Source organism: Acetomicrobium hydrogeniformans ATCC BAA-1850, from assembly GCF_000160455.2.
GTDB classification, from domain to species: domain Bacteria; phylum Synergistota; class Synergistia; order Synergistales; family Acetomicrobiaceae; genus Acetomicrobium; species Acetomicrobium thermoterrenum.
On the sequence record NZ_ACJX03000001.1, the window covers coordinates 1,911,649 to 1,937,821 of the forward strand.

General features: G+C 44.5%; 24 protein-coding genes. 16 read left to right on the forward strand and 8 right to left on the reverse strand.

All coding sequences use genetic code 11. From position 1 onward, the window contains the following. Positions 1-10: 10 nt before the first annotated feature. From HMPREF1705_RS09580 to HMPREF1705_RS09610, 7 genes are all read right to left on the reverse strand, one after another. A complete protein-coding gene (locus HMPREF1705_RS09580) occupies positions 11-1,087 on the reverse strand; it encodes a M20/M25/M40 family metallo-hydrolase (protein ID WP_057940974.1) in 1,077 nt (358 codons plus the stop codon). After that, positions 1,077-2,213, reverse strand: a complete 1,137-nt coding sequence (locus HMPREF1705_RS09585; RefSeq protein ID WP_057940975.1) for an aspartate aminotransferase family protein — start codon at positions 2,211-2,213, stop codon at positions 1,077-1,079. The genes HMPREF1705_RS09580 and HMPREF1705_RS09585 overlap by 11 nt, the downstream gene beginning before the upstream one ends. Then, positions 2,183-3,040 carry a [LysW]-aminoadipate kinase gene (locus HMPREF1705_RS09590; RefSeq protein WP_057940976.1) on the reverse strand — a complete coding sequence of 286 codons (858 nt, stop codon included), beginning with the start codon at positions 3,038-3,040 and terminating at the stop codon, positions 2,183-2,185. The genes HMPREF1705_RS09585 and HMPREF1705_RS09590 overlap by 31 nt, the downstream gene beginning before the upstream one ends. A gap of 31 nt (positions 3,041-3,071) precedes the next feature. Beyond that, positions 3,072-4,121, reverse strand: a complete 1,050-nt coding sequence (gene argC / locus HMPREF1705_RS09595; protein WP_057940977.1) for an N-acetyl-gamma-glutamyl-phosphate reductase — start codon at positions 4,119-4,121, stop codon at positions 3,072-3,074. Further along, complete coding sequence (gene lysX, locus HMPREF1705_RS09600) at positions 4,105-4,962, reverse strand: lysine biosynthesis protein LysX (RefSeq protein ID WP_009202566.1); 858 nt, start codon at positions 4,960-4,962, stop codon at positions 4,105-4,107. The genes argC and lysX overlap by 17 nt, the downstream gene beginning before the upstream one ends. Continuing rightward, the gene (locus tag HMPREF1705_RS09605) at positions 4,962-5,135 is read right to left on the reverse strand and encodes an alpha-aminoadipate/glutamate carrier protein LysW (protein WP_057940978.1); all 174 of its coding nucleotides are present in this window, start codon (positions 5,133-5,135) and stop codon (positions 4,962-4,964) included. Before HMPREF1705_RS09605 ends, lysX begins: the two co-directional genes overlap by 1 nt. Positions 5,136-5,218: 83 nt before the next feature. Then, complete coding sequence (locus tag HMPREF1705_RS09610) at positions 5,219-6,436, reverse strand: ISL3 family transposase (RefSeq protein ID WP_009201871.1); 1,218 nt, start codon at positions 6,434-6,436, stop codon at positions 5,219-5,221. Between the two features lie 193 nt (positions 6,437-6,629). Between HMPREF1705_RS09610 and HMPREF1705_RS09615 the strand changes: the two genes are divergently transcribed. The 7 genes from HMPREF1705_RS09615 (at position 6,630) to HMPREF1705_RS09645 (ending at position 15,141) form a co-directional block, all read left to right on the forward strand. After that, positions 6,630-8,153 carry an AbgT family transporter gene (locus tag HMPREF1705_RS09615; RefSeq protein WP_057940979.1) on the forward strand — a complete coding sequence of 508 codons (1,524 nt, stop codon included), beginning with the start codon at positions 6,630-6,632 and terminating at the stop codon, positions 8,151-8,153. 38 nt (positions 8,154-8,191) lie between these two features. Continuing rightward, complete coding sequence (locus HMPREF1705_RS09620; RefSeq protein ID WP_057940980.1) at positions 8,192-9,373, forward strand: M20 metallopeptidase family protein; 1,182 nt, start codon at positions 8,192-8,194, stop codon at positions 9,371-9,373. 185 nt (positions 9,374-9,558) lie between these two features. Beyond that, a complete protein-coding gene (locus HMPREF1705_RS09625) occupies positions 9,559-11,148 on the forward strand; it encodes an ABC transporter substrate-binding protein (protein ID WP_057940981.1) in 1,590 nt (529 codons plus the stop codon). Between the two features lie 137 nt (positions 11,149-11,285). Continuing rightward, entirely contained in the window at positions 11,286-12,296 is a 1,011-nt protein-coding gene (locus HMPREF1705_RS09630; protein ID WP_009200988.1) for an ABC transporter permease, read from the forward strand. Positions 12,297-12,308: 12 nt separating this feature from the next. Further along, a complete protein-coding gene (locus tag HMPREF1705_RS09635; protein ID WP_111089610.1) occupies positions 12,309-13,193 on the forward strand; it encodes an ABC transporter permease in 885 nt (294 codons plus the stop codon). Positions 13,194-13,201: 8 nt separating this feature from the next. Next, the gene (locus HMPREF1705_RS09640) at positions 13,202-14,179 is read left to right on the forward strand and encodes an ABC transporter ATP-binding protein (RefSeq protein ID WP_057940982.1); all 978 of its coding nucleotides are present in this window, start codon (positions 13,202-13,204) and stop codon (positions 14,177-14,179) included. Positions 14,180-14,181: 2 nt separating this feature from the next. Further along, on the forward strand, positions 14,182-15,141 hold the full coding sequence (locus HMPREF1705_RS09645) for an ABC transporter ATP-binding protein (protein WP_009200985.1): 960 nt from the start codon (positions 14,182-14,184) through the stop codon (positions 15,139-15,141). 68 nt (positions 15,142-15,209) lie between these two features. Here the strand turns inward: HMPREF1705_RS09645 and HMPREF1705_RS09650 are convergent, their stop codons facing one another. After that, positions 15,210-16,820: a PucR family transcriptional regulator gene (locus HMPREF1705_RS09650; protein ID WP_009200984.1), complete on the reverse strand. Its 1,611-nt coding sequence runs from the start codon at positions 16,818-16,820 to the stop codon at positions 15,210-15,212. 232 nt (positions 16,821-17,052) lie between these two features. Here HMPREF1705_RS09650 and HMPREF1705_RS09655 point away from each other — a divergent pair, with 232 nt between their 5' ends. The 9 genes from HMPREF1705_RS09655 to HMPREF1705_RS09695 all read left to right on the forward strand — a co-directional run bounded on the left by HMPREF1705_RS09655 (position 17,053) and on the right by HMPREF1705_RS09695 (position 26,166). Then, positions 17,053-18,120, forward strand: a complete 1,068-nt coding sequence (locus tag HMPREF1705_RS09655; RefSeq protein ID WP_009200983.1) for a M29 family metallopeptidase — start codon at positions 17,053-17,055, stop codon at positions 18,118-18,120. A 16-nt stretch (positions 18,121-18,136) separates the two neighbouring features. Then, positions 18,137-19,537, forward strand: coding sequence for a dipeptidase PepV (gene pepV / locus HMPREF1705_RS09660; RefSeq protein ID WP_009200982.1), 1,401 nt, complete (start codon positions 18,137-18,139; stop codon positions 19,535-19,537). Between the two features lie 104 nt (positions 19,538-19,641). Beyond that, positions 19,642-20,334, forward strand: a complete 693-nt coding sequence (locus HMPREF1705_RS09665) for an aspartate/glutamate racemase family protein (RefSeq protein ID WP_009200981.1) — start codon at positions 19,642-19,644, stop codon at positions 20,332-20,334. A gap of 35 nt (positions 20,335-20,369) precedes the next feature. Beyond that, positions 20,370-21,950, forward strand: coding sequence for an OPT/YSL family transporter (locus HMPREF1705_RS09670; RefSeq protein WP_009200980.1), 1,581 nt, complete (start codon positions 20,370-20,372; stop codon positions 21,948-21,950). Between the two features lie 18 nt (positions 21,951-21,968). Beyond that, positions 21,969-22,628, forward strand: coding sequence for an aspartate/glutamate racemase family protein (locus tag HMPREF1705_RS09675; protein ID WP_040347963.1), 660 nt, complete (start codon positions 21,969-21,971; stop codon positions 22,626-22,628). 1 nt (position 22,629) lies between these two features. Further along, positions 22,630-23,715 carry an S-methyl thiohydantoin desulfurase domain-containing protein gene (locus tag HMPREF1705_RS09680; protein WP_242603581.1) on the forward strand — a complete coding sequence of 362 codons (1,086 nt, stop codon included), beginning with the start codon at positions 22,630-22,632 and terminating at the stop codon, positions 23,713-23,715. Positions 23,716-23,732: 17 nt separating this feature from the next. Continuing rightward, positions 23,733-24,671: a DUF1177 domain-containing protein gene (locus tag HMPREF1705_RS09685; protein WP_009200977.1), complete on the forward strand. Its 939-nt coding sequence runs from the start codon at positions 23,733-23,735 to the stop codon at positions 24,669-24,671. Continuing rightward, positions 24,672-25,502: a hypothetical protein gene (locus tag HMPREF1705_RS09690; RefSeq protein WP_009200976.1), complete on the forward strand. Its 831-nt coding sequence runs from the start codon at positions 24,672-24,674 to the stop codon at positions 25,500-25,502. It abuts the gene before it with no gap. Then, positions 25,495-26,166, forward strand: coding sequence for an AroM family protein (locus HMPREF1705_RS09695; RefSeq protein WP_009200975.1), 672 nt, complete (start codon positions 25,495-25,497; stop codon positions 26,164-26,166). The genes HMPREF1705_RS09690 and HMPREF1705_RS09695 overlap by 8 nt, the downstream gene beginning before the upstream one ends. Positions 26,167-26,173: the final 7 nt, after the last annotated feature.

The window sequence follows — 26,173 nt, forward strand, 5'->3', positions numbered from 1 at the left end:
TGTTATTTTATCACAAAAACCCTACCCCACTTGACACATAAGAAGAGATCAATACTATCGCAGTTTCGAGAACGTCGATGGATTTTAAATATTCACTTAAGACGATATGTTCGGTCATAGTGTGATCTAGGGTGCTGTCGCCGGGCCCGTATGCGACCATAGGGCAATCCCAAGCAGCTGCATGATTGAAATCAGCCGTTCCGCTTTTGACGACTACGCGGGGTTCCAGTTTTTGTCGTCTCAGGGCTGTGCGAAAGGCTTTTGCGACTATGTTGTTTTTGTCCGTCACGTGGGGTGGTATGGCAAGAGCGATATCATATTCTACTTTATATTTTTTATATTTTTTGCATATTTTCTCAACCAGCAAGCGGTATTCTTCTAGGGTGCCTCCGATGGGAACGCGTATGTCGAGCTCCATCTTTGCAGTCCTTCGTCCCCTTTCCTGTCCCCGCATGGAAACGATTGCCCCAGATGGGCTATATGCAATGGATTTGCCCGATTGGTCATTTGAGCGCAATCGATTTAATATCTCTGAAGCTGCCAGGGTAACGCTGGTAAGGGGACCTGCGTCGGCGCTTCTGTGGCCTCCGCCATCTTTTGCCTTGAGGATTGCCCTAATACAACCGCGATAGCCTATGGTTATTCCCCGAGTGTTCGACGGCTCTCCCACGATGCAGGCTTTAGGCTTATGGAGCGGCAGTCTGTAAAGGATGCCCCGTGAGTCGGATTCCTCTCCGATGGCGGCAATGAGGGTCAATTTGCAGTTTCGTGCAAGTTTTACCTTGCCACCGGCAATGGCCATCGCGCAAAGGGGCCCCTTTGCATCGACAGCACCCCTCCCCCATAGGGTGTCGTCTTCTACTTTGGGCTTTGGTCCGCCCTCAACTGTATCGATGTGACCGAGGAGGATTATTTCGTTATCGCCCTCCCCTTTTGTGGCCACGACATTGCCCACATAGTCTATGTAAGACTTGTCCCACCCCAAAGAAGGGAGGCGGGCATTGAGATAATCACACGCCTCGGCTTCTTTGTAACTTGCGCTGGCTATTGAAACCAGATCGAAGAGCAAATTCCTTTCAGCAGACATCGCCCTTTTCCTTCTCTTCCAATACAGCTTTAAAGATGTCAGCTGTTTTTTCAAAATGTTCTGTCGTAGACGTCAGGGGCGACAAAAATCTCACCACAAAAGGTCCGGCCGGAAGGGCGAGTACACCCCTATCCTGAAGTTCTTTGACTAAGGGTATGGATTTTACGGAAAGCTCCACTCCGTTCAACAACCCCCTTCCGCGCACCTCACGTATAAGCGGTGAGCTAATTTTTTGTAATAGACCTCTGAAGTAGTCGCCTAATTCCACTCCCCTTTGCATATAGCCTTCATCTTGCAATAACGATATAGTAGCTAGCCCCAAAGCCATGGCAAGAGGATTGCCTCCGTACGTTGAACTGTGCCCCGAAGGAGGAAAGCCGCCTAACTTTTCCTTCCATAGCATCATCCCTACGGGAAAACCTCCGGACACACCCTTCGCGAGACATATTATGTCAGGATCAAGACCACACTTTTCGCTTACTGAATAATCGCCACACCTTCCCCAACCGCATTGAACCTCATCGCTGACGAGCAAAGCTCCGTGCAATTTGCACGCCTCTTTTATCTTTTTACCAATTTCCTCCTCGAGCGGATAGACTCCGCCTTCCCCTCTGACGGGCTCTACAAATACCGCAACGGTATCTTCATCTACCCTTGACGGCAGTTCCTCTGGTTCTAAATGGGTTACGGGCAAAAGAACGTGTGTCCAAGGGTTTCTGTAAAGCGGGTTAAAGGTTAAAGACAAAGCACCAAGCGTGCGTCCGTGAAAGCTTCGGCGTAGGGCAAGGATTTTTTTTCTGTTTGAGTTTAAAAAGGTGACAAGTTTAAGTGCGGCCTCCACTGCTTCAGATCCGCTGTTGCAGAAGAAGCATTCTCTGTCCGGAAATATCTGTTTTAAGGATTCCATGAACTTATTTCTCGTATCCGATCCCATGCCTATCCCTACCGTCCACGGCATTTCCGATGCTTCTTTTAATGTCTTAACAAGGTAGGGATGGCAATGTCCGAAGAGCGCAGCTCCGCTGCCACAGTAAAAATCTATATATTCTTTTCCTTCTTTATCTCTGATTATTGCACCATTCCCGTATGTTAAAGTTATACCGCGGCTTCCGTAAAGCTCCGACATAAGTGCGTCCCTCCTCCAGAGAATATCGTCTTTATCGGATTTGGTTGCCTGCTGTCTCCTATAAATACCGAATTAACTCCGCCTTCGAGCGCTTCTTTTGCCGCTAGCAGTTTGCGCTTCATGTTTCCCCGAGAATAGCTTTCCAGTTCGGTCCAGTCTTCGAGCGTAGACATTTTAATCAACGTGGAAGTATCGTTTGGATCTTGAAGCAATCCCGGAATGTTGCTTAATATGACCAATACATCTGCTTTAACAGACGCAGCTGCTGCAGCAGCCATGCGATCCCCATCGACGTTCAAGACGCCGTTACCTTTCTCGTCATAAGCCAGAGGAGGTAAGACGGGAAGAGCACCTAAATCCCACAATGCAAAGATACTTTCGTTTCGAAAGGACGTGATAAATCCGCTGCAATTGCCTCTAATTAAACGCACTTTGCCATTTTCTGTAACCCGTAGGACATCCTTTCTTTTAGCAACGGCGGATATGTTGTCTGGCGGATAAAGCGGGACGGCATTAACCCCCAGTTGACCGAAGGAGCTAACAAGTTGTATGGAAAATACGGAGCATGCAGCTCGAAACAATTCCAGATCGGTCGAGTTTACGAAGCGGCTCTTAAAACCACCGGGGCTCATAACGTATTTTGGAGTAATATTTAAAGCCCTCGATAGATTGTCCATATAAGAACTTGCGCCATGAACAAGAAGCCACTCTTCTCCCTTCTTTACTCTTTCAGAAAGTTCCTTGACGAGATATTCAAGGTTATTGCCGCTTGCTCCCCCGATCTTTACTACTCCCCTTTTAATGGAACTAAGGTTTTGATATGTCACTGTCCTTTCTCCTTTCAGTGAGTCATGTTGCTTACACGGGGTAAACGGGCATCATGGTAAGTCCTTCGGTTTCGTTTAACCCCAGCATCAGGTTGGATGCCTGGACAGCCGTTCCTGCTGCCCCTTTCATCAGGTTATCTATGGCCGTAACTACCAACATCCTGCGCCCGTCCTCGTGGAGGGTAAAACCAGTCATTGCCTGATTGCTACCCGTCACCATCTTTGGTTCGGGAAGCCTGAGATGAGCAGGTTTGGCCGGACAAAGCTGCAAAAAGGGCTTGTCTCTATAAGCATTCTTGTAGAGCCTCCATATTTCTCCCTCTCTCACTTTTTCCGACAGTCGAATATGAGCCAACATTTGTGCACCGCGGACGATCTCCACGGCTGTCATCGTCATCGTTACTGCATCTTCCTCAAGGGAAAGTTCCTGCAGGATTTCAGCCAAATGGCGATGCCTAAAAGGTTCGTACACTCTTAACGTCCTGCTTCTGTAGGGATGATGGCTTCCCAGTGTCGGTGTTGCACCAGCTTCGGATGATCCAACCCTCACTTCGATTCGGATTTCCTCTATCAAGCCCTCTCTGGCGAGGGGAAAAAGCCCCAATATACAGCAGGCTGCGTTACAACCTACTCCGCTCACTAAATTTGACTCTTTGATTTCCTTCCCATGGAGCTCGGGCAAACCGTAAACCGCACTGATCAATAAATCCGGGTTTGGATGAGGCGACCCGTACCATTTTTCATAATCTTTAGCAGAATAAAGCCTAACGTCAGCAGACAGATCTACTACCTTCGTGCCTTTTTCCAAGTATTTTTCGATGACGGACACGGCTGTGCCGTGAGGGACTGCTAAAAATACGATATCTGCTTCTTTTAAAAATGCCTCATCGTGGTCGCAAAATGTTAAATCGCCATATTCATCCCTTAAATGAGGGTGTGTCTGCCATATGAATTGTCCTTTTTTGTTCTTTGAGACGGCACATTCCACTTTTATATCGGGATGTCGGGCCAATATTCGCAGAACCTCCCCGCCTGCCATTCCGCTTGCTCCCCATACCGCTGCTTTAAAAGTCATTTTCATCACTCTTTTGAGCTAATGTCCAAGCCATCTCGACTATCTTTCCGGCAACATCAACGCCTGTTATCCTTTCCTGAGAGCTTCTAAACTCCGGTTGGCCGTTTACTTCGTTCACGAGATAGCCGTTATGGGTCTCAAACACATCGACGGCAAGTAATTTTCCACCAATAGCCCTTTGAACATCAACAAGCAATTTCTTGAGTTCATCAGTCAGAGGGTAGTTTTGTGCCTCGCCGCCCCTTGCAGTGTTCGTAATCCAATGATTGCTGCACCTTCTTATGGCCGATACGGGAGAATCTCCTATTATGGTGGCCCTTATGTCGAATCCATTTTTGTCGACATATTTTTGAATGTAAATTGCGCTGTGCTGCGAACCCAAGTGCAGCTTATGTTCGACTACTGCTTCCAGCGCGTCCTTGTCGTTGACCTTTGCCAAAAGCCTTCCCCAACTGCCGACGGGGGGTTTCAAGACGACGGGATATCCCATTTTTTCAACGCATTTTAGTGTGCCCTCCAACGAAAAGGCCACAGCATAATCGGGTTGGGGAATGCCGGCTATGGAGAGCTTCGAAGAAGTGGCGATTTTGTCTGAACATATATTCATGACATTGGAAGGGTTTATGGTGGTTACGCCCTTTGCCTCTAACGTTAACGCCAGCGCAAGATTTTGCCTGTGCCCAATACAGCGGCACAGGGCCACATCTTTCCTTTGACAAATATCGTTGGGCCAGACTAAGTCGGAGACGACAATCGATTCTAAAGGGATTTCTCTTGCCTTTGCTGCCTCAATTATCATTTTCTCCTCAGCCCTGAGACGGGAATAGAACATGAAGACCTTGGCCATTATTCTCCCCAATCCTCCTGCACTTCGGGTGCTTCCGCCACCGTGAAGGGATCCAAAGAAATCACTTCCAGTTCAGACCCGCAGTCGGGACAGGTGATAATTTCCCCTTCTAAAAGTTCATCGGATACTTCCACCTTTCCTTCGCACACTACGCAATTTACAAATTTAGACATGACGATCCCTCCAAACCAGAATTTAATAATTTCGAGATTATAAACTAGAGTTTCATGTGTGTCAAGCTCTTAACGGCTCTATTTCAAATAGTGTGGAAACATTTTTGTGGTAAGAACCCCAGCATCATCTTTTTTGTATAGACCTCTATGTTCCTTAGACCGAAGGAGAGACGTTTTAGCATCTTCACCTTCGTATTACATCCTTCGGTATAGGCGTTGGTAGTCTTGTTATCGAAGTAGTTTAAGATTGGTTGTTGCCACCTCTTAAGTGTATTTGCCCATCTTCTGGCCTCGGCATCGTCAGAGGCCTTCAGGTTCATGATGACTAGCTCCAACTGCTTAGAAGCCTCTCCTTTGTCCTTTGCACTGTAAAGCTTCCTCAATTTTTCCTTTGCCCAGTAGAAGTCCTTTAGGTTTGGGTATTTGCTTAAAAGCTCATCTAGCTTTTTTACCCCCTCCTCGCTTAGACGCTCAAAGCCAACGAGGAATATCTTTTTGGGTATCTTCACCTTGCCCTTGTTCGTTACGTCCTGTTCGATCCTCCTTGCCTCATCCATGTATTTGTTAGCATTAGCTATCACGTGGAAATGATCTACGACCACGTCAGCCTTAGGAAATAGCCTTTGGGCTAACTTTCTGAAGCCTTCCTTCATGTCTATGCACACTTCCTTGACCTTATGGGGAGGGATCTTCTTTAAAAATTCCTCCAGGGTAGAAAGGCGATCGTCCTTTAGTATTCCAAGCACCCTCTTTGCCCTTACATCGGTCACCATAATAGCCATCTCCTGATGCCTGAAGCTGTGTTCATCTATCCCGATGTGAAGTTCTTTTAAGTCGTCTGCGACTAACTCCGGTAGCTTTATCATCGCTAAGGCTTCCATCAATACCTTTTTAACCCTGCCGTAGGAGATGCCAAGCATCTTTGACACCTCTTTGAAGCTAGTATGTTTTAGCAACCACAGTACCCACATCTCGGCCGTATTGGTGAGCCTGCTTTTTGGCCTTAGGATCTCAAGCTGTTGGGTGAAGGTACGACCACATCTCCTGCACTTCCACCTCTGCAGTCCCTGTATCTTTAGGTATATCCTCTTGCCGCAAACGTAAGCATGTAGCACCCTCCTTGGCTTCGCTTTACCGTGCCTGTAAAGGTGCTTTGAGGCGCAGTGAGGACAGAAGATCTCCTTCTCCTTTTTTGGCTGAACTTTAATTACAATGATCTCCTCCTCTTCGACTACCTCCAATACCCTTAGACCTTCCAACCCAAGCAGTTTGGTGATATTATATTTATGGCCTTTGGCCATGGTGGTAAGAGCCTCCTTTCTTAATGGGTTTGGTTGGTTCTTACCACCATTATATTTTTTGTGTCAAATTTCCACACAAAAGATTATAGAGCCGCTCTTAACATGGTTCATAAAAAACACAAAGCCATGTATAATTCCAAGGTGACTTTCAAATTTTAAATGTCGTTTTAAATATCGAAGGGAGGAATTCGTTTTGGCTAAGAGTGAGAATGGCATCTTATCGAGGTTCGTTGGATGGATTGAACGAGTCGGAAACAAGTTGCCCCACATATTTTGGATATTTTTGTTTTTCTGGCTACTTGTAATTGTCCTTTCCGGTGTTCTGGCTGGCATATCTGCAGTTGCACCAGGCAGCAATGAGAAAGTCGAAATTATCAGTTTATTAAATCGAAAGGGATTGGATTGGATTCTGTCAAATATGGTCGGAAATTTCACCAAGTTTCCGCCATTAGGTCTGGTTTTGGTTATGATGATGGCAGCTGGTTTTGCTGAAAGGGCTGGATTCATACCTGCGATAATGAAAACGCTCACCACGGTTCCTGATAAATTGATGATCCCGGCCATTTTTATAATAGGCATGTGTTCCAATTTAGCCTCAGATGCCGGAACAGTTATTATTCCGCCTTTAACAGCTGCACTATTTTATGCAAGAAAGAAAGATCCTATTTTTGGTTTAATATTAGGTTATGTTGCTGCTGCTTCGGGATTTACTGCAAATTTGTTTATAGCCGGAACTGATGTGCTCTTGGCAGGCATTACAAGCACGTCAGCAAGAATAGCTGATCCATCCTATAACGTTTATCCCACAGCCAATTACTTTTTTATGATTGCATCCGTTTTTGTGGTTACCATTGTCGGAACAGTATTTACCATTAAATTTGCTATGCCAAGGCTGGCGAGATGGGATCCCGAATATGAACATGCTCAAGTTCCTCATGAATACTTAACACCCCTTACAGAGAGGGAGCTTAGTAGTATGAAAAAAGCCGGATTGGCTGCTTTTGGTTTCTTTCTTTTGATGTTTCTTCTGACGCTGATACCGGGCGGTCCTCTGCGTGATCCCGTTAAAAACACGATAGTTCCCTCCATTTTCTTGAGGGGAATGATTCCAATCCTGTTCGTTTTCTTCGTTATCGCCGGTTGGGTATACGGAAAGAACGTGGGCACGGTCAAAAAGCCTACCGATATGATCAATTATATGGTAGAGAGCATGAAGACCATGGCCTCATACATCGTTGTCATGTTGCCGATAGCTAACTTTACCTATACTTTTACCCATACAAATATGGCATCAATTCTTGCCATCAAACTTGCCCACATTTTAGAAGTGGCCAACTTTACAGGCGTGGGGCTTTTTGTGTCCATAGTAATAATCTCAACTTTTGTGAACCTGTTTTTGTCCAGCGGTTCAACGAAGTGGGCCTTTTTAGCGCCTGTCATAGTACCAATGATGTATTATCTCGGTTACACTCCCGAATGGACGCAGTTACTCTATAGAATAGGAGATTCCAGCACAAATTCATTTACTCCGCTTTTCACTTACTTTCCGATAATTCTTGGTTTTGCGAGCGTGTATAAGAAAGACGTGGGAGTAGGGACCATTATATCTAGAACGTTTATCTATTCCCTGCTCTTTTTGGTCACCTGGACGGCGATGATATTAGTTTGGTTTTATCTGGGACTACCTCTTGGACCGGGCGCTCCAATAAGGCTATAAGAGTTTTAAAGAATAAATTATGTTAGAAGGGGTTTGAAATGACTAACAGTGATTTAACAAATGAAATCATCGAATTTGCCAAGAAAATGCAGGGTTTTGTCGTGGAAAGGCGAAGGGATTTTCACCAACATCCCGAGGTTAAATTCGAGGAAAAAAGGACAGGAGATATCGTGGAAGAACTTTTAAAACAGTGGGGTTACGAAACAAAGAGGACCGCTGGTACTGGAGTAATAGGAACTTTGAAATGTGGCGAAAAAGGAAAGACCGTAGCGCTCAGAGCAGATATCGACGCGTTGGATGTAAAAGAGGAAAACGACGTTCCCTACAAATCCGCTTTTGAAGGAAAAATGCATGCCTGTGGCCATGATGCGCATGCAGCGATGCTTTTGGGTGCTGCAAAGATAATATCCGACATGAAAGATTCATTTGTGGGCACTGTAAAACTTATATTTCAACCGGGAGAGGAAGGCGGAGCCGGCGCTAAGCAAGTCGTAGAAGAAGGCCATATTGACGATGTAGATGCCATATTCGGAATTCATGTATGGGTAGAAGTTCCGTCGGGAGTTTTAGCTACCAGGAAGGGGCCCATGATGGCTTCGTCAGACGGTTTTCAAATTAAGATCTCTGGCAAAGGAGGGCACGCGGCGCACCCTCACCTGACCAATGATCCCACAGCACCAGCTGCGGATATATATAACGCCTTTCATAAATTAGTCTCCCGAGCCGTTAATCCCTTTTCTCCGGCAGTAATTACGTTACCGGTGATCGAGGCAAGCCACGGATACAATATAATTCCCGATTCAGTGGAGATGAAGGGTACGCTGAGGACTTTTGATTCCGATTTGAGGGATATGCTGGTAAAGAGAATGCAATCCTTGGTTGAGTGCTATTCTAAAGGATGGGGATGTAATTCTTCATTTGAGTTTTTTCGAGCTCCCTACCCTCCCCTGATAAACGATCCCCAACTTACGGACTTTGCGTTGGACGTTTTGAAGGCAATTGGGCCCGTCATGGAAGCCGAAATGACCATGGGTGGCGAGGATTTTGCTTTCTATACGCAAAAAATTCCCGGCGTATTTGTTCAACTTGGCATCAGAAACGAAGAGAAAGGTATAATATATCCTCACCATCACCCCAAATTTGACGTGGATGAAGATGTCTTGTGGCAAGGCGTGGCGACATACGTGCTGCTGGCCAAAAAATATCTGGAATTGAATTAGGTTATAACAATAATTCCATATCTTATCTATAGGCATCTTATATCTCGGGGACGGTTTTCTTTTGAATGAAGCTGCGCGAAACCAAAGAAGCCGTCCCTATTTTTCTGGAAATTTAGTGTTTTTGACACCGATTATAATGTCTTGGTAAAATTACGATACCCTATCAGTTGAGGAGGTATAAGTAAATGAGGAAAAGGGTTATGGTGTGGTGTTTGGCGTTTCTGAGTTGTTTTTTGTTTGCCTCTGCTTCTTTTGCAGCGATTCCTAAAGATTCATTGGTTATCGCTGCCGATACGCAGATATTAATTTCACTGGACCCGGCCGTTTGTTACGAGACCTTTGCGGCACAGATTACGGAGGCAGGCTATTCGGGGCTAACCCATATCCAACCGGTTAATGGGGTTTTAACTCCCGTACCGGCCTTGGCAGAAAGCTGGGACATCCTGGAAGACGGCACGAAATATGTATTTCATCTTAGAAAAAACGCTCGCTTTTCTAATGGCGATCCCGTCACGGCCGACGACGTCATCTTTTCCTTTCAAAGGCTTTTGAGCATTGGAAAGTCGCCTGCATGGTTGTTGGAGGAAATTGGTTTAACAAAGGAAAATATGAATGAAACGATCCTAAAAGAAGATGATATGACTGTCGTTTTAAAGACCAAACCCCTCGCCCCGAATATAATCCTTTCTATTTTAGGAGGCTCTTGGGGGGGAATTGTAAACAAAAAAGTTGTCATGGCAAACGAAATAAATGGTGACTTTGGAGAGGCTTTCCTCCAGGATAAATCTGCAGGAGCAGGCGCGGGGCCCTATGAGATAGTCGAATGGAAGAGAAATGATCACGTCTTGCTTCGTGCTAATCAATACTATTGGGGTGGTGAACCTGCTATTAAACAAATATATATTAAAGACGTGCCTGAAGCGACGACTCAGTTTCTCCTTGTGCAAAAAGGCGATGTCGATGTGGCCTGGAGGGTTACGACGGAACAGGCTGCCCAGCTCAGAGATTCGCCCCAAAAGGGCGTTAAGTTGGTAACAGTCCCGTCTCAGTCCAATGAATACGTTGCCATGAACGCCCAGTGGGGGCCCTTTAAGGACGAGAGAGTTGTCAAAGCCGTCAAATACGCTATTGATTACGATGCGATAATTGATTCCGTGCTCAAGGGGTTTGCCGTACTCAACCAAAACTTTATTCCCATCGGCTACTTTGGTTATATCGAGATGAACCCTTACAAAAAGGATGTAGAAAAGGCAAGGCAATTATTGAAAGAAGCAGGGTACTCTGAAGGTTTTGAAGTCGAACTTTTGACGAATCCGACTCAAATCAGAATGGATGAAGCTGTGCTTATCCAATCCAACCTCGCGGAAGTGGGGATAAAAGCCAAGGTGACAACAATGCCGGCTTCTGAAATGTACGCTAAATACAGGCAGCAGGGACATCAAATGATATTGGCAGGATGGGGCATTGATTATCCGGACCCGGATGCCTTGGCAAAGCCCTTCGCAAACTACAGGGTAAAGCAACTTGCCTGGAGGACCATGTGGTACGACGATCATGCAGCTGATCTTGCGGAGAAAGCAGGATTGGAATTAAACGACGAACGGCGATTGGAACTTTACAAGGAACTTCAGGAATATTGGATCGAGAAAAGCCCCTTTGCTCTGCTCTATCAACCATTGGATTTCTGGGTAATAAGGGATAATTTAATAGGATTTGAAGAGGCAGCTGCAGGTTACAGCATCACCTTCGACTTTACTAAAATTTCGAAGAAGTAAGCTCCGACTCATACTAGAGACTTCTCTTAAATACCTTTTTGCGAGATGTTGGAATATAAATCATATATAAGGGGTTTAATAAACCCCTTATATATGATTTAATCTATTAAGAGATAAAGCAGGGGGATTAAGTATAAATGAAGCTTGAAACCTTCATCATAAAAAGGTTATTTTTGATGCTTATCGTCCTATTTGGCGTATCCGTTGTGGTCTTCGTGGTAGCTAGAGCGATACCTGCAGATCCCGTAGGCGCAATTTTGGGAGGCAACGCCCCTATAGAATTGGTTGATGAGATGAGAAGGCGCTTAGGTTTGGATAAACCCCTTTTCGACCAATTTCTCGATTTCATGTCGGGTGTCGTGAGAGGCGATTTGGGAGTATCAATTAAAAGCAACAGGCCGGTCATAAAGGATATTGCTGAGTTTTTCCCTGCAACGTTAGAGCTTGCTTTAGTGGCAGCTCTAATCTCCATAATTTTAGGAGTACCTTTGGGAATTTTTTCTGCGGTACATCGTAACAAGCTGGTAGATCATTTTTGTAGAGTTTTTTCTATATTGGGTGTATCTATGCCCGTTTTCTGGACGGGCCTTTTGCTTTTAATTCTCTTTTATTATCGTTTGGGTTGGCTGCCAGGCAGCGGGAGGGTTGGAATATTTACCGTCATGCCGCCCAAGGTTACGGGTCTTTTGCTGTTGGACTCCCTTCTGGCAGGAGACTTTGGTGCTTTTAAAGATGCTTTATCGCATATAATATTACCTGCTGTCGTCCTCGGTTACTCCGCGACAGCTTCAATTGCTAGAATCATGCGATCGAGCATGTTAGACGTATTAAGGCAAGATTTCATAAGAACAGCTAAGGCCAAAGGAATAGGAAGAAGGCTTGTCATATACAGACATGCCTTGCGCAATGCCTTGATACCTGTTGTTACGGTAATAGGATTGACCTTCGGCAGCTTGCTCGAGGGAGCTGTTTTAACTGAAACAATTTTCGGTTGGCCCGGACTCGGTCGATACATAGTCAATTCTTTGCTTCTCTTGGATTATCCGGCAATCATGGGTGGCACCCTATTTGTCGCTGTTGTTTATTCCCTAGTCAACTTGGTTGTTGATATAATCTACGCAGCTTTAGATCCAAGGATGAGAGTATAGGGGGGTTGCAGTTTGCATAACGAAGGCTCGAACGTGATATCACGCCGACAACTTTTGGTCGAAGATTGGAAACATACCCTTTATCTATGGAGGCAAAACAAACTGGCGATGGTGGGGACCGTTCTGGTTGCCTTTTTCATATTGATTGCCATGTTTGCTCCCTTAATAGCTCCCTACGATCCTATAGAAGTCGATCTTTCCCGAACCCTGCTCCCACCAAGCAGTGAGCATATATTTGGGACGGATCAATTTGGCAGGGATATCTTTAGCAGAGTTGTATACGGGGCGCGTATTGAAGTTGGTATTATTTTGCTTGTTACAGTGATTAGCGGAACGATAGGGCTTGCAGTAGGTATAACGGCAGGATATTTTGGCGGTGTAATCGACGATGTTTTAATGAGAATTACCGATGTATTTTTGTCCTTCCCCAACTTGATCTTGGCCATGGCTTTATCGGCCATGCTGGGTCGTGGAGTATTTAATGCCATCATCGCAATATCCTTTGTAGGGTGGACCATTATAGCAAGGTTAGCGCGTGCCGAATCAATGAAGATAAAATCGTTGCCTTACATTGAAGCGATAAGAGCTCTGGGCGCCAGCAACATTAGGATATTGCTCCTTCATATATTGCCCATGTGTATGTCGCCAGTGTTGGTTCAGTTGTCCTTGAGGATGGGGTCCATAATATTGACGGCAGCAGGTTTGGGCTTCCTCGGCCTTGGTGCCCAGCCTCCTACACCTGAATGGGGTGCTATCGTAAGCGATGGCCGAAGTTATCTCGTGGAACAGTGGTGGATATCGACATTTCCCGGTTTATTCATAGCATTGGTAGTCTTGGGATTTAATCTTCTCGGCGATGGTATACGTGACATGATGGACCCGAGGATTAGGAGGTAGTTTTCGCCATGTCGAGGTTGCTTGACGTAGAAAACCTACGAGTTATCTTCCACACATACAGAGGGACTATTAAGGCTCTTAACGGCATTAGATTATGGCTTAACGAAGAAGAGCGCCTGGGAATAGTCGGAGAAACAGGGTGCGGAAAATCGGTTTCCGCTCTTTCTGTCATGAGACTAATAGAGGCTCCAGGTGAAATAATAGATGGGCAAATTTTGTTCGAGGGCAATGACATCCTAAAGCTTTCCGAAGAGGAAATGGACAGACATATTCGAGGTAAAAGAATGTCCATGATATTTCAGGAACCCATTTCTGCCCTAAACCCCGTTTTCAAAATAGGATTTCAGATTGCAGAGGCAATTGCCCATAGAAAGGATATCAGTATAGGCGATGCCTACAAACTTGTGCCTGAGAGTTTGGAAATGGTGGGTCTAGATTGGAAAAGATCGATAGATTTATACCCCCACGAATTGAGCGGTGGCATGGCCCAAAGGGCAATGATTGCCATGGCACTGGCGATAAAACCAAAACTACTGATAGCAGATGAACCAACTTCTGCGCTAGACGTAACCATTCAGGCACAGATACTTCAATTACTGGACGAATTGGTGAAGATTGGGAAAAACGCAGTTATCCTGATAACCCACGATCTTGGGGTTGCCTCAGAATTTTGCGACAGGATAACCGTGATGTACGCCGGGAATGTCATCGAGATATCTAACTCGGAGGAAATATTCGATGAACCTTTGCATCCTTATACAAAGGGCCTGATAAGTTCTATTCCAATAATAGGAGCTTCTAGGGAGTTGACCGGCATCCCTGGTTCTGTGCCTGATTTGGTATCCCCTCCCTCCGGATGCAGGTTTCATCCCAGGTGTGATTTTTGTTTTGACAGATGTCGCATGGAACCTCCTGCTTTAAGTGAAATATTGCCAGGGCATTTTGTAGCATGTCATCTTTATTCTGACGGCGTGAAGGAGGGCTAGACATGGAAGCAATCGTTACAATTGAAAATCTACGAAAATACTTTGATATTAAAAAATCTATATTCTCCAAGCCTCGCAAGGTAAAAGCGATAAACGATATTTCTTTGAATATTCCAAGGGGTTCCATCTTTTCCGTCGTCGGAGAGTCAGGTTCTGGCAAGAGTACGCTGGGCAGGCTAATTCTAAAACTTATCGAGCCTACATCAGGAAAGATCTGTTTTGAGGGTGAAGATATCACCGATCTTGGTTCTAAAGATCTGATCAAATATAGGCGAGAAATGCAAATAGTTCAACAAGACCCATACAACTCTCTACACCCCAGAAAGCTGATCAAAGATATCGTCGGAGAAGGGTTGAAAATACATTACAAGCTTCCGTCAGACGAGATATACGTCAGAATTAAAGAAATTCTGGAGCGCGTCGGTTTGCGGGAGGAGCATATGTTCAGATACCCCCATGAATTTTCCGGTGGTCAACGGCAAAGGATAGCGATGGCAAGAGCTCTTGTGTTGCGTCCCAAGTTCTTAGTCTTAGACGAGCCCACATCCGCACTCGACGTATCCGTTCAGGCGAGGACCCTGGCTTTGTTAAAGGAACTGAAAGAAAGCCTAGAATTGACATATCTTTTCATAACCCACAACCTCGCAGTGGTAGATTACATTGCCACTCACGTCACGGTCATGTATTTGGGCAAAATCATGGAATTGGGAAGCAAGGACGAAATATTTTCGAACCAGAAACACCCCTACACAATGAGCCTTCTTGAGGCAATACCCAGCGTAGGCAGGGGAAAGAGGATCCGAAAAATACCGCGGGGAGAGATACCAAGTCCCCTGGATCCCCCTAAGGGTTGTCTCTTTCACACCAGATGCGTGCAAGCGATGGATATATGTTCAAAAGAAGAACCCGATGAAATAGAAATTTCCAAGGGGCATCTTTGCAGGTGCCATCTTTATTCTTAATATTTGTTACATCTTAAGGCACATCTAGACTCGAGGGCATACATCATAACTCATTTTGGGAGGGCATCCTAAACTCTGCGACTTCGTGGCCAACTGTGCAATGATTTACTGTGCTCTAACCTATACAGCATAAAGGCCAAGGTAACCTCAAAGCGTTGTTTTCCCTCTTGCAGACCATTGATTTCCAAAATTTCTTCCAGTTTTTTAATTCTATATTTTAGTGTGTTGTAATGAATGTGGAGAAACTCGGCCGTTGGTCTCATTTGCCAGTCGTTTATAATAAGTGCTTCAAGCGTTTGCAGCAAAAACGATGAACTTTCATCCTGTCTATCGATCAACTTGCCCAAAATATGTCTCCAGAAGTTTTGGCTCATTTCGGTTCCTTTGAGAGCACATAAAACCTTCTCTACGCCAAGGTCACACCATGAATATACACCTGGTTTTTGTTCAGTTCGTCTTAAGATGTCAAAAGTTTCCAGGCATTCGGAAAAAGCACGGGGAGCTTCCAATAAATCCTTTTTTACAGAACTTAGGGCTATGACAAGGTCAATTTTTTTAGATTGCGATATTATTTGATGTAGTTCTTTTATTTTATTGCGTAAAAAGGTGTAATTTTCTTCTTCTCTTACGGGGATTAGGGCTACGTAATGTGGGTCAATCCGGGTCAATATTGTGCCCGGGAAATAGGCAGCGAATTTTTGGGACAACGAAAATTCATTTTCATTCCTGGAGTTGTTTGTTAAATTATCATCGAAATTTTTTTTGTGTATGTTATCGATGTAAATTACAACTACGATTAGTTTCCATGTGGGATCCCACCCATATATTTTGGCCTGCAGAAACACCTCGGCTGGTTTCTTAAACTTAGAGTACAGGAGATCTTTTAAAAATACATCCCTATGGCGCCTTTCGACTTCATGAGCAAATTCCATTTTTTGATAATTCAAGAGCAATGCCCTTTGAGCTTCACGAATTGCAATATCAGCAAAACTAGTTAAATAACTCGGCTCTTTTTCGTAAATCAAATATCCTATAACCCTATCCTCGATGGTAATTTGAGTGTTTGGATATTTATTTACTATCTCAGTTATGTATGAGTTTTCAATTGCACCTTTTAGGCCGCTATTTCTGGAATAATAACGTATCCCAAGAATATTGTCGACAAATGCTATGCCCATGTTTAAAAATTCTTCCAATATGTAAAGTATATCTTCGACTCCCTTGCTTAATAAAATCGAATCGAGAAACTTGTTCCTTAGGGTTTCCGTTGTTTCTAGCAATTTATATTGAGTGTTGATGATAGCTGAAAGTACCGGATTTATAATATCTACATGATTCATATACGTAGGTATCTTTAAGATAGGAAAATTGTATTTATTGGCCTTTGATATTGCTTCATCCGGTATCTTGCTTAAGAAACGACCGATCTTAACACCTAAAGCGGCTGCATTTTTTTGGGCAAGACTATCGACCAGATCAATAAAGGAGAACTCGTCATCTGCAAAAAGGTATCCAGAAGTGAGCAAAAATTCTCCGCCTCTAATCCATTGACCTGCGTTTGGTACATCTATTACCACTACGGTCTTAACCGCTCTACTGGAAAGGCCGCGCTCGCCTGCCAAGACTTCCACATCCTTTAAATCGCCGATTTGTAACATTTCTTCTACGGTTAAAGGCATCAATATCCCCCCAATGGATGTTTTCCGCAATAAGATTTTATTGTATCTTACAATATATTAGCACAAAATTTGTAATATTTGACAAATAATATGCCATGATAATCCCAAATTGTTCGAAAATTACAAACAGTCATTCTGGTATTTATTTCGTTAGATGATGTAAATAATCATGTGCTTGAATATAATCAAGGTAATATATTAAAAAATATAAAAAAAGGAAGGCGATTTGATCATGGAATTTAAAAGCGGGATAGAACCAACGGAAAAATATTGTTCTATGGAAACCATGAACGGAGCCCTGAAATTGGTGCGGGACGTCATGCTTGCAAAGAAAGGAGAAACTGTCGTTGTTACTTGTGATAGCTCAGGCGATAGAAGAGTTGCCGAAGCGATTGGTGATGCTGCTTATGCCATCGGCGCTAAACCCATTGTATTATACTACCCTACCCCTGCTAAGACCTTTGCGAGCGAAATGCCAGCCCATATGGCAGCCGCGACAGCAAATGCAGATGTTTGGATAGAAATTGCATACGCCACCGTTATGCATTCACAAACCTGGAGAGATGCTATGGAAAAAGGTTGCAGATATATCAATCTTACGGGTATGGATGTAATGATGCTGGTAAATTGTATCGAAAGAATAGATTACGATATGGTGGTCGAGCTGGGGCGTCACTTCCAGGAGATACTTGGGAAAGCAAATAAGGTTGAAGTCAAAAATTCTAGCGGAACCAATCTGGTGGCATATAACCAAGGACGCAAGATACGCCTCTCGGGAGAAAAAGCTACGAAAAAGGGATATCCTATCATGCTAGCTGGCCAGGTAAGTTGGTGTCCCATAGAAGAGACAATAAACGGCACAGTGGTATTTGACGCAGCAGTGTTTCCTCCGGCACAACTTGGAATCATAAAGGAACCGATAGCATTAGAGATAGAAAAAGGTGTGATACAGTCAATATCCGGTGGAAGAGAGGCAAAGATCTTTGAGACGTGGCTTAAATCTTTTAATGATCCGAATATGTTCAGGCTCGCCCACTACTCTCTTGGTTTTAATCCGGGCGTAAATGCTCCGACCGGCAGGATCGTCGAAGACGAGAGGATTTTTGGATGTATAGAATTTGGTTTTGGCAGTCAAGGCAAACAAATTATGGGCAAATGTTGGTCTGCAGCATCTCACACGGATGGCGTTACCCTAAATCCTACCATTTTGCTTGATGGCAGTGTCTTTGAAGAAAACGGAATTTACAAAGATCCGAAGGCCGTCGAGATTTGTAAGAAAATGAATATCCCAGGCTATTAAACGAAAGGAGAGTTCTATGACTTCCCTTGATGCTAAAATTACAAACTTGTTTCCTTCCATAATATTAAATTTGCAGGAGTCCGTAAGAATTCCAAGCCTTCAAAGTGACCCTGCCCCTAATGCTCCTTTTGGAATCGAGGTCGAAAGGGCATTAGATCAAGCATTAAAGACGGCTTCTTCGTTAGGGTTTGCCACACAAAATCTGGATGGCTACGTTGGTTGGGCAGAATACGGAGAAGGAAAAGATATGGTTGCTGTCCTTGGACATCTAGACGTCGTCCCTCCCGGAGATGGATGGACATATCCTCCTTTTGCTGGAGAAATTCATGGAAATAAAATGTTTGGACGAGGCACGATGGATGACAAAGGGCCGACGATAGGTGCGTTATGGGCTTTGCATGCCATAAAGGAACTTTCTATACCTGTAAAGCGCAGGATTCGTATCTTATTTGGAATGAACGAAGAAAGCGGCATGAAGGACATGAAGTATTATCTGGAGCACGGCGGAGAAATACCGCTGATGGGTTTTACACCCGACGGAGAATTCCCGATAATTGCATATGAAAAAGGACAGCTGCATATACGTATTGATGTGCCATTTATCCAGCCTAAGGCTTCAGAGTCTATACTTTTAGATATAAATGGCGGGACTGTTCCCAATGTCGTGCCTTCTGAAGCAAAAGCCACTATCAGGTTTTTGGATTCAGATAAGAAACAAACAACATTAAACACCATCAAGGAAACCGCACAAAGTAATGACATAAAAATCTCCCTTCTTGAGGAAGATAATGAGGTTACATTAAAAGTATTTGGGGTTGCTGCTCACGGAAGCACTCCTGAATTAGGTGTAAATGCCATAGCAGATCTCATGTATGTTTTAGGATCTTCTATTGACGAGGATTGGGGCAAGATTGTAGGTCAGCTGGGAAAATGTTTTTATGGAGATGTAAATGGAATGAATCTTGGAATTTTTGTCCAAGATGAATTGTCCGGTAAATTGACATGCAACCTGGGGCTACTAACATTTCAAGATGGGTATTTATCATTAGTGCTGGATATACGTTTTCCTGTCAGCTTCCAATCCGAAGATATAGTTTCTCCCCTTAAAGCTTTTGCAGAAAAGAACAGATTTTCCTTATCGATCCTCCGCGAAAAGGCTCCACTTAACATGCCAGAAGACAGCATATTAATTAGAAAGCTTCAGAAGGTGTATGAAGAAAAGACCGGACAAGAAGCAAAATTGCTATCGATGGGCGGGGGTACTTACGCAAAAGCCCTCCCAAACATGGTTGCCTTTGGCCCGAAGTTTCCAGGAAGTCCAGATGTAGCACACAAAGCAGATGAGTTCATAGACCTAGACGAATACTTAAAGGTCATCCAAATAATCGGGGCTGCCATGGTGGAGTTGGCAAATTAGCTTACTCCTTTATACCAAACATGTAGCTTTAGATGAAATATTAGGATTTCAATGCAATTAGAGAATTTTTAGTATATACCAATATTAAGAAGGGAGGGTAGGAGATGGCTTTCCTGGATATATTAATACCCGTATCTACTGGCGTTTGGAATGAAAGCGTAAAGAGTGCTGCCGAAAAAATAAGCAAAAAAGAAGAAATTAATATAAGAGTTACATCCTTAGACAAAGGGCCAATATCAATTGAGTCAGAATATGACGAAGTTTTGGCATCGCCTGAAGTCATAAAAAAAGCAGAACAATTGGAGAAAGATCAGTCCGACGGAATAATAATTTACTGCTTTGGTGAGCCAGGTTTGGAGGCATGCAAAGAAAAGTTAAGCATACCCGTTGTTGGCCTGAGAGAATCTGCCGTATCTATGGCAAGGCTTTTGGGACAGAATATAGGTGTTATTTCCACAATACCATCCGCGATACCCAGACATTACAGAGATTTGAAAAATGATGTTCGAAAAATAATCCCGCTAAATATTTCTGTTACGGATCTTACAAATTACAGCAACGTAGAAACGAGTTTAAGAGAAGGAGCGAAAGAGCTTCTGAATTGTGGCTGTGATGTAATAGTATTAGGATGTGGGTCAATATTAAACATTGAATTTGGAAAGCTTCAGGACGAAATAGGGATTCCAATAATAGTGCCCCTGTATTCTTCTTTGTTTGTATGTGAGTATTTTCTTCAATGCAATCTAAAGCAAAGTAAAGTTGCATATCCGTTTCCACCAAACAAGCCAGTGAAATAATGCTTAATGTTTAATAAAAAGAGGGGGGTAAGGTGATGGAGGAAAATAAAAAACATCCAAAAGCACTGGAAGTGCATATTTTAGTAGTTACTGTATTGGTTTCGGTTTTAGGCGTGATCGTTGGTTTAGAGCTTATAACCCGTTTAGGAATCACTACTAATACGTCAATCATAGGGGCATTGATAGCAATTGTGGTGGCACGTATTCCATTACGAGCCCTGAAGGGATTTGCTGATATTCATAGTCAAAATTTAGTACAAACCTCGATTTCTGCATCGACATTTGTAGCTGGCAATGCAATCCTTTTGCCCATTGGCGTTCCTTGGCTTCTTGGAAGATTTGATCTTGTTTTACCGATGTACATAGGTGCATTTGTAGGGGTAATCGCGAGTATAACTCAAGTATATTGGATATTCGATACCAGAGTATTTCCTGCTAGTAACGCATGGCCGCCAGGGATTGCAGCAGCAGAAGCTATTTTGGCTGCAGCTAAAAAGGGAAAAAGAGCCCTGTTGTTGCTTTATGGCGGTATTGCCGGTGCTGTATTGAATGGTTTTTTCGGTATTCCTGCTGACGTTTTGGGTGTTTCTTGGATAGGCAATATTTGGGCACTTACGATGTTTGGTATAGGCTTACTCGTTAGAGGTTATTCGCCTGCGATATTGGGTGTGGATGTTAATAAGTTATATATACCGCATGGCATAATGATAGGAGCAGGGGTGGTTGCTTTAATTCAGATCATATCCATCATTAGGGGGAAAGGTCACTCTGATACAAAGGGCCCAGAGCCAATGATGCCTGAGAAAATGATCAAGTATACTCTTACCCGCGGTATTAGCCTATATCTAGTCATTGCAATATTAATAGTGGTCATAGGAAGATTATTTAACGAAATGTCTTTGGGAATGACAATCTTATGGATAATTTTTGCAGCCATTGCCTCTCTATGTTCACAATTTCTCGTTGGCTTATCGGCCATGCACGCTGGTTGGTTTCCGGCCTTTGCTATTGCCTTGATAGTGTTGGCCTTGGGTATGCTTATAGGGTTTCCTGCTCCAGCCTTAGCATTATTGGTTGGCTATGCAGCTTCTGTTGGCCCTGCCTTTGCCGATATGTCATACGATTTAAAGGCGGGTTGGATATTGCGTGGAAGGGGCGTGGACCCAAAATTCGAACTAGAGGGAAGAAAACAACAGTACATTGCAGAATTAGTTGGAGCAGTAATGGCCGCCATATTAGTGTTTTTTGCCTATGAATTTTATTTTGCACAAGATTTGTTTCCCCCTGTTGATAGAGTTTACGCATCGACAATTTTAGCCGGAGTGGATCCTACAATAGCAAGAAATTTATTTACCTGGATGATACCGGGAGCCATTATTCAGGCTATAGGAGGTCCGGCAAGACAGCTCGGAGTACTTTTTGCGACTGGTCTATTAATTTTAAATCCAATTGCAGGTTTTACAGTTTTAATAGGCATTGGAATTCGCCTGATCGTTTTAAGAAAGATGGGAGACAAAGGGCAAGACTATTTATACGTATTAGGAGCAGGTTTCATAGCAGGCTCAGCGTTAGTCAGCTTCTTTACCTCTACCCTTAAATTGGGTAAGCCAAAGTAGTTTAAGGGGGCAAGAATTTTGAAAACACAAAGAATAGGTCTCATCCGCGTGCTTACAACAGAGGATAAGGATTTGCTCGAACTTCACGGGAAAAAGGTGATGTCATGGTTTCCGGAACTTGAGGTAGTATCGCGCTGTATTCCGGATCAGCCTGAAGGCATACACGACGACGCAACAGAGCAGATGGCCGTTCCAAAGGTCGTAAATTTGGCAAAGGAATTTGAAAGCGAAGGGTTCGATGGAATATTAATAAGCTGTGCAGGAGATCCTGCAGTAAACGAACTTAAAGATGTGCTTTCGATACCCGTAGTGGGTGCAGGGAGGACAACAGCCTGCATCGCCCTTTCCTTTGATCTCCCCATTGGGGTTTTGGGAATTACCGATGAAGTACCCGTGGGCATGAAGGCGGTATTGCGTGATCGGATGATAGCTTGGACAAAACCCAGCGGTGTAACTTCGACGCTTGATTTGATGACCCCCACGGGCAGGTCGAACACGCTAAATGCGGCCGAAGAGCTAAAGCAGAAAGGTGTCAAAGTGATCGCTTTAGCCTGCACTGGCATGGCAACCATAGGCGTAGCGCCTTTGATCGCTAAAGAAACGGGTCTAATTGTAGTAGATCCGCTCAAGGCGGCTGCAGCTGCCCTTTGGACGGTTTTAAAAGAAGGAGGTAATTGATTTGAGCAATAGCGATATCTTGATAACCGAAGATATGGTAGACGCCATAGCCCTTGGCGGTTGCTTGCTTGGCGGCGGCGGTGGCGGTTCTATGGCAGAAGGAATTAAGCTTGCAATGGCAGCCCTGAAACATGGCAAAGTTCTATTGAAGGACATTAATGCCATTGACCCAGAATCAGTTGTGTTGACCTCCTCTGCCGTCGGAGCCCCGTCGTCGAGCGAAGCCTTTGTGACAGACCAAGATCACCAGCGTACGGTCGAACTGTGTCAAGCGGTAGGCGTTTCTGGGATAAACGCATTCATCACCAACGAGTGCGGAGGGGGATCCATCTTCAACGGGTGGGTTCCGGCTGCCATATTGGGCCTGCCGCTGCTGGATGCCCCGTGCAACGGGCGGGCCCATCCTACGGGTTTGATGGGTTCTATGGGGTTGCACCGAATTAAAGATTACGTTTCAGTTCAAAGTGCCGTTGGAGGGAATCCTAAAACTGGAAAGCACTTGGAAGCAGTTTTCAAGGGTACACTAGATTCTGCTTCTTCTTTGGTAAGACAATGCGCGGTCTATGCGGGCGGCCTCGTAGCTGTGGCAAGAAATCCAGTGAAGGCATCCTTCATAAAAGACCATGGTGCTCCGGGTGCAATAAAGCTGGCTTTAAAGTTGGGTGAGGCCATGATGAAGCTAAAATCAAGCGGCCCACAGGCTGTAGCTTCTACTTCGATGGATATTTTAGGAGGTAACGTAATCACAGCTTCCCGTGTAAGGGATAAGAAACTCGTCTCCGAAGGTGGATTTGATCACGGAAAGATAGTATTGGAAGATGGGCATGAAATAACGTTTTGGAACGAATACATGACATTAGAGTGCAACGGCAAACGTATCAGCACCTTTCCGGATCTCATCATGACGCTTGATGGAGAAAGTGGCGTTCCCGCAACAAGTGCCGAGGTTCGCAAAGATCAAATGGTAATAGTCGTATCAGCCTCGGCCAAAAACCTAATTTTGGGTGAAGGCATGCGGTGTAAAGAGCTTTTTGAACCGATAGAAAAGGTCATTGGAAAAGAAATAATAAGCTACTTGACATTATAACAGGAGGCGTAAATCTCATGTCGCTAAAATGGACCATTGAAGCAATAGATCTTTTAAGCAGTCCTAAAGTAAATGGACAAGACGTCAAAGAAGTGTTGGTTAAGACAGGGCTTAAAGATGTTGAGGTAAAGTCAGTAACTGGTCCAAATGGGAAGACTGATTTTGTAAAGGTTTGGATACCCGGAAAAGAGGGCAAAAGATCCGGAGGGACTGCTCCAACGCTTGGTATAGTCGGCAGGCTTGGCGGCATAGGCGCAAGACCGGAAAGGCTTGGCTTGGTCTCCGACGCCGATGGAGGCATAGCTGCCGTAGCTACTGCCATGCTTTTAGGTGATATGTATAGCAAGGGAGATATCTTAAAGGGAGATGTTTTCATCTCTACTCACATATGTCCAGATGCCCCCACCCAGCCTCACGATCCCGTTCCCTTCATGGGCTCCCCTATCGATATGGCGATGGCTAACAAAGAAGAAATTACCGGCGAGTTGGACGCTGTGCTTTCGATTGACACGACTCGTGGAAACAGAGTCATAAACCATCGCGGTTTTGCCATATCGCCGACTGTAAAAGAGGGATGGATACTGCGAGTGAGCGAGGATTTGTTGTCTATAATGAGCTATATTACCGGGAAAATGCCGGTGGTATTTCCCATAACCATGCAGGATATCACGCCCTATGGTAACGACGTTTATCATCTAAACAGCATAATGCAGCCCTGTACCGCAACCTCTGCACCAGTAGTAGGAGTTGCCTTGACGTCCGAGGTACCGGTCCCGGGGTGTGCAACGGGCGCTACGCAGGCCATGGATATTGACGAGGCAGTTAGGTTTAGCGTTGAGGTCGCTAAGTACTACGGTGAAGGAAAGGTATCTTTTTACGATGCGGCGGAATTCGACAGATTAATCTCGCTTTATGGATATATGAGGCATTTACAGACCTTAGGAAAGATAAAATAAATGAAAATTCAAGTTACACTTACCGTAGAAGAGGGGAAAAGGGTCATAGCGAGAGGCATTTCCTCGCTACCAGAAGTCAACCGCGTAATGAAGCAAGGCATCTTGCTCCTAAAAGGGGGAACAACGGTATCTGCAGTTTCGGAGGACTTGGTTGGGGTTAAGCTAAGGATATCTGGAAGGATAACCGAGAGAGGTGCCGTATCGGCCGAAGGTAATGTTGAAGGCCCGCATTCCATTGTGATTAGAAACGGCAAACCTGAAACGGCGGATGGACACCTTGAGGAGATAGTATCTCAAATGGGACCTAGCGATTTGGCAATTTGCGGAGCAAATATCATAGATGGGGATGGAAATGCAGCTATGATGGCAGGTCGTTTTTTCGGGGGTGAGCCGGGCAGGATTCTTCCTCTTTTGCATGTCGAGGGAGTGCCTATCATCGTAGCGGCAGGGCTTGAAAAATATTGCCCCTTTTCTTTGAGAGAAGCGATGTCCAGGTGTGGACGAAACGTACCGGATATGTCTATGGGCATGTCAGTTGGATTAGTTCCAATTGTAGGCAAGGTCTTTAGCGAGGTCGATGGCATCTATGCACTGGGTGCCACGCATGTAACGGTGATAGGACGAGGTGGAATTTACGAAGGCGCAGGTAGCACCACTTTTTTGATAGAGGGAGACAAATCGTGGGCTAGCGACTTCATGGAATATATTTGTTCCATCAAAGGTACATCGCCCAGTGGAATCGAGGATTCCTTAAAAGAATGCCTGCGTTGTGGCCCAGGGGCCCAGGATCACTTGAATTGTATTTATAAAGGGAGAATGAACAATGTATAGAATTGGTGCCATAACAATAGGACAGTCGCCAAGAAGCGACGTTATGGTGGACATAAAACCGATTTTGGGGCCTGACATTGAAATTGTGGAGGCCGGAGCGCTAGACGGACTTAGCAAAGAAGAAATAGCCAAGTTAGCTCCAATAGAAGGAGATTATGTATTGGTAACCAGGCTTCGTGACGGCACATCCGTCACAGTTGCAGAAAAGCACATCACTCCCCTGCTCCAGGACAAGATCGGCAAGCTTTTTGAAAGCGGCATTCACGTGGTTTTGCTTCTATGCACTGGAGAATTTCCTGATTTTGGCGCAAATGGTTTTCTTTTGAGACCCCAAAGAATGCTTTTTGAGGTAACCAAGGCAGTTGGAGAAGGTTTGAAGTTAGGCGTATTTACCCCTTCAAAGGACCAAATAGAGCAATCGCGCAAACGATGGTCTGCCGTGACAAAGGACCTTCGAATAGTGGCTGCCTCACCTTACGTAGAGTCTGATGCCTCAATAGCAAGGGGCGCTATGGAGTTATCCGAATGGGGAGCGCAAATAATAGTAATGGATTGTATAGGCTACACTTCTAAGATGAAAAAGCATGTAAAAGAAATTACTTCATGTCCCGTTATCTTGGCCAGGACCGTCGCAAGCCGCATAGCCAGGGAATTGCTTGAGTGAGGAAAAG

Excerpts from the sequence above, each read along its gene's own strand:
- HMPREF1705_RS09645 (WP_009200985.1), top strand. The coding sequence starts at position 14,182 with ATGGAAGCAATCGTTACAATTGAAAATCTACGAAAATACTTTGATATT.
- HMPREF1705_RS09650 (WP_009200984.1), bottom strand. The coding sequence starts at position 16,820 with ATGCCTTTAACCGTAGAAGAAATGTTACAAATCGGCGATTTAAAGGAT.
- HMPREF1705_RS09690 (WP_009200976.1), top strand. The coding sequence starts at position 24,672 with ATGAAAATTCAAGTTACACTTACCGTAGAAGAGGGGAAAAGGGTCATA.
- HMPREF1705_RS09605 (WP_057940978.1), bottom strand. The coding sequence starts at position 5,135 with ATGTCTAAATTTGTAAATTGCGTAGTGTGCGAAGGAAAGGTGGAAGTA.
- HMPREF1705_RS09695 (WP_009200975.1), top strand. The coding sequence starts at position 25,495 with ATGTATAGAATTGGTGCCATAACAATAGGACAGTCGCCAAGAAGCGAC.
- lysX (WP_009202566.1), bottom strand. The coding sequence starts at position 4,962 with ATGGCCAAGGTCTTCATGTTCTATTCCCGTCTCAGGGCTGAGGAGAAA.
- HMPREF1705_RS09585 (WP_057940975.1), bottom strand. The coding sequence starts at position 2,213 with ATGTCGGAGCTTTACGGAAGCCGCGGTATAACTTTAACATACGGGAAT.
- pepV (WP_009200982.1), top strand. The coding sequence starts at position 18,137 with ATGACTTCCCTTGATGCTAAAATTACAAACTTGTTTCCTTCCATAATA.
- HMPREF1705_RS09610 (WP_009201871.1), bottom strand. The coding sequence starts at position 6,436 with ATGGCCAAAGGCCATAAATATAATATCACCAAACTGCTTGGGTTGGAA.
- HMPREF1705_RS09655 (WP_009200983.1), top strand. The coding sequence starts at position 17,053 with ATGGAATTTAAAAGCGGGATAGAACCAACGGAAAAATATTGTTCTATG.
- HMPREF1705_RS09620 (WP_057940980.1), top strand. The coding sequence starts at position 8,192 with ATGACTAACAGTGATTTAACAAATGAAATCATCGAATTTGCCAAGAAA.
- argC (WP_057940977.1), bottom strand. The coding sequence starts at position 4,121 with ATGAAAATGACTTTTAAAGCAGCGGTATGGGGAGCAAGCGGAATGGCA.
- HMPREF1705_RS09685 (WP_009200977.1), top strand. The coding sequence starts at position 23,733 with ATGTCGCTAAAATGGACCATTGAAGCAATAGATCTTTTAAGCAGTCCT.
- HMPREF1705_RS09580 (WP_057940974.1), bottom strand. The coding sequence starts at position 1,087 with ATGTCTGCTGAAAGGAATTTGCTCTTCGATCTGGTTTCAATAGCCAGC.
- HMPREF1705_RS09670 (WP_009200980.1), top strand. The coding sequence starts at position 20,370 with ATGGAGGAAAATAAAAAACATCCAAAAGCACTGGAAGTGCATATTTTA.
- HMPREF1705_RS09640 (WP_057940982.1), top strand. The coding sequence starts at position 13,202 with ATGTCGAGGTTGCTTGACGTAGAAAACCTACGAGTTATCTTCCACACA.
- HMPREF1705_RS09665 (WP_009200981.1), top strand. The coding sequence starts at position 19,642 with ATGGCTTTCCTGGATATATTAATACCCGTATCTACTGGCGTTTGGAAT.
- HMPREF1705_RS09630 (WP_009200988.1), top strand. The coding sequence starts at position 11,286 with ATGAAGCTTGAAACCTTCATCATAAAAAGGTTATTTTTGATGCTTATC.
- HMPREF1705_RS09625 (WP_057940981.1), top strand. The coding sequence starts at position 9,559 with ATGAGGAAAAGGGTTATGGTGTGGTGTTTGGCGTTTCTGAGTTGTTTT.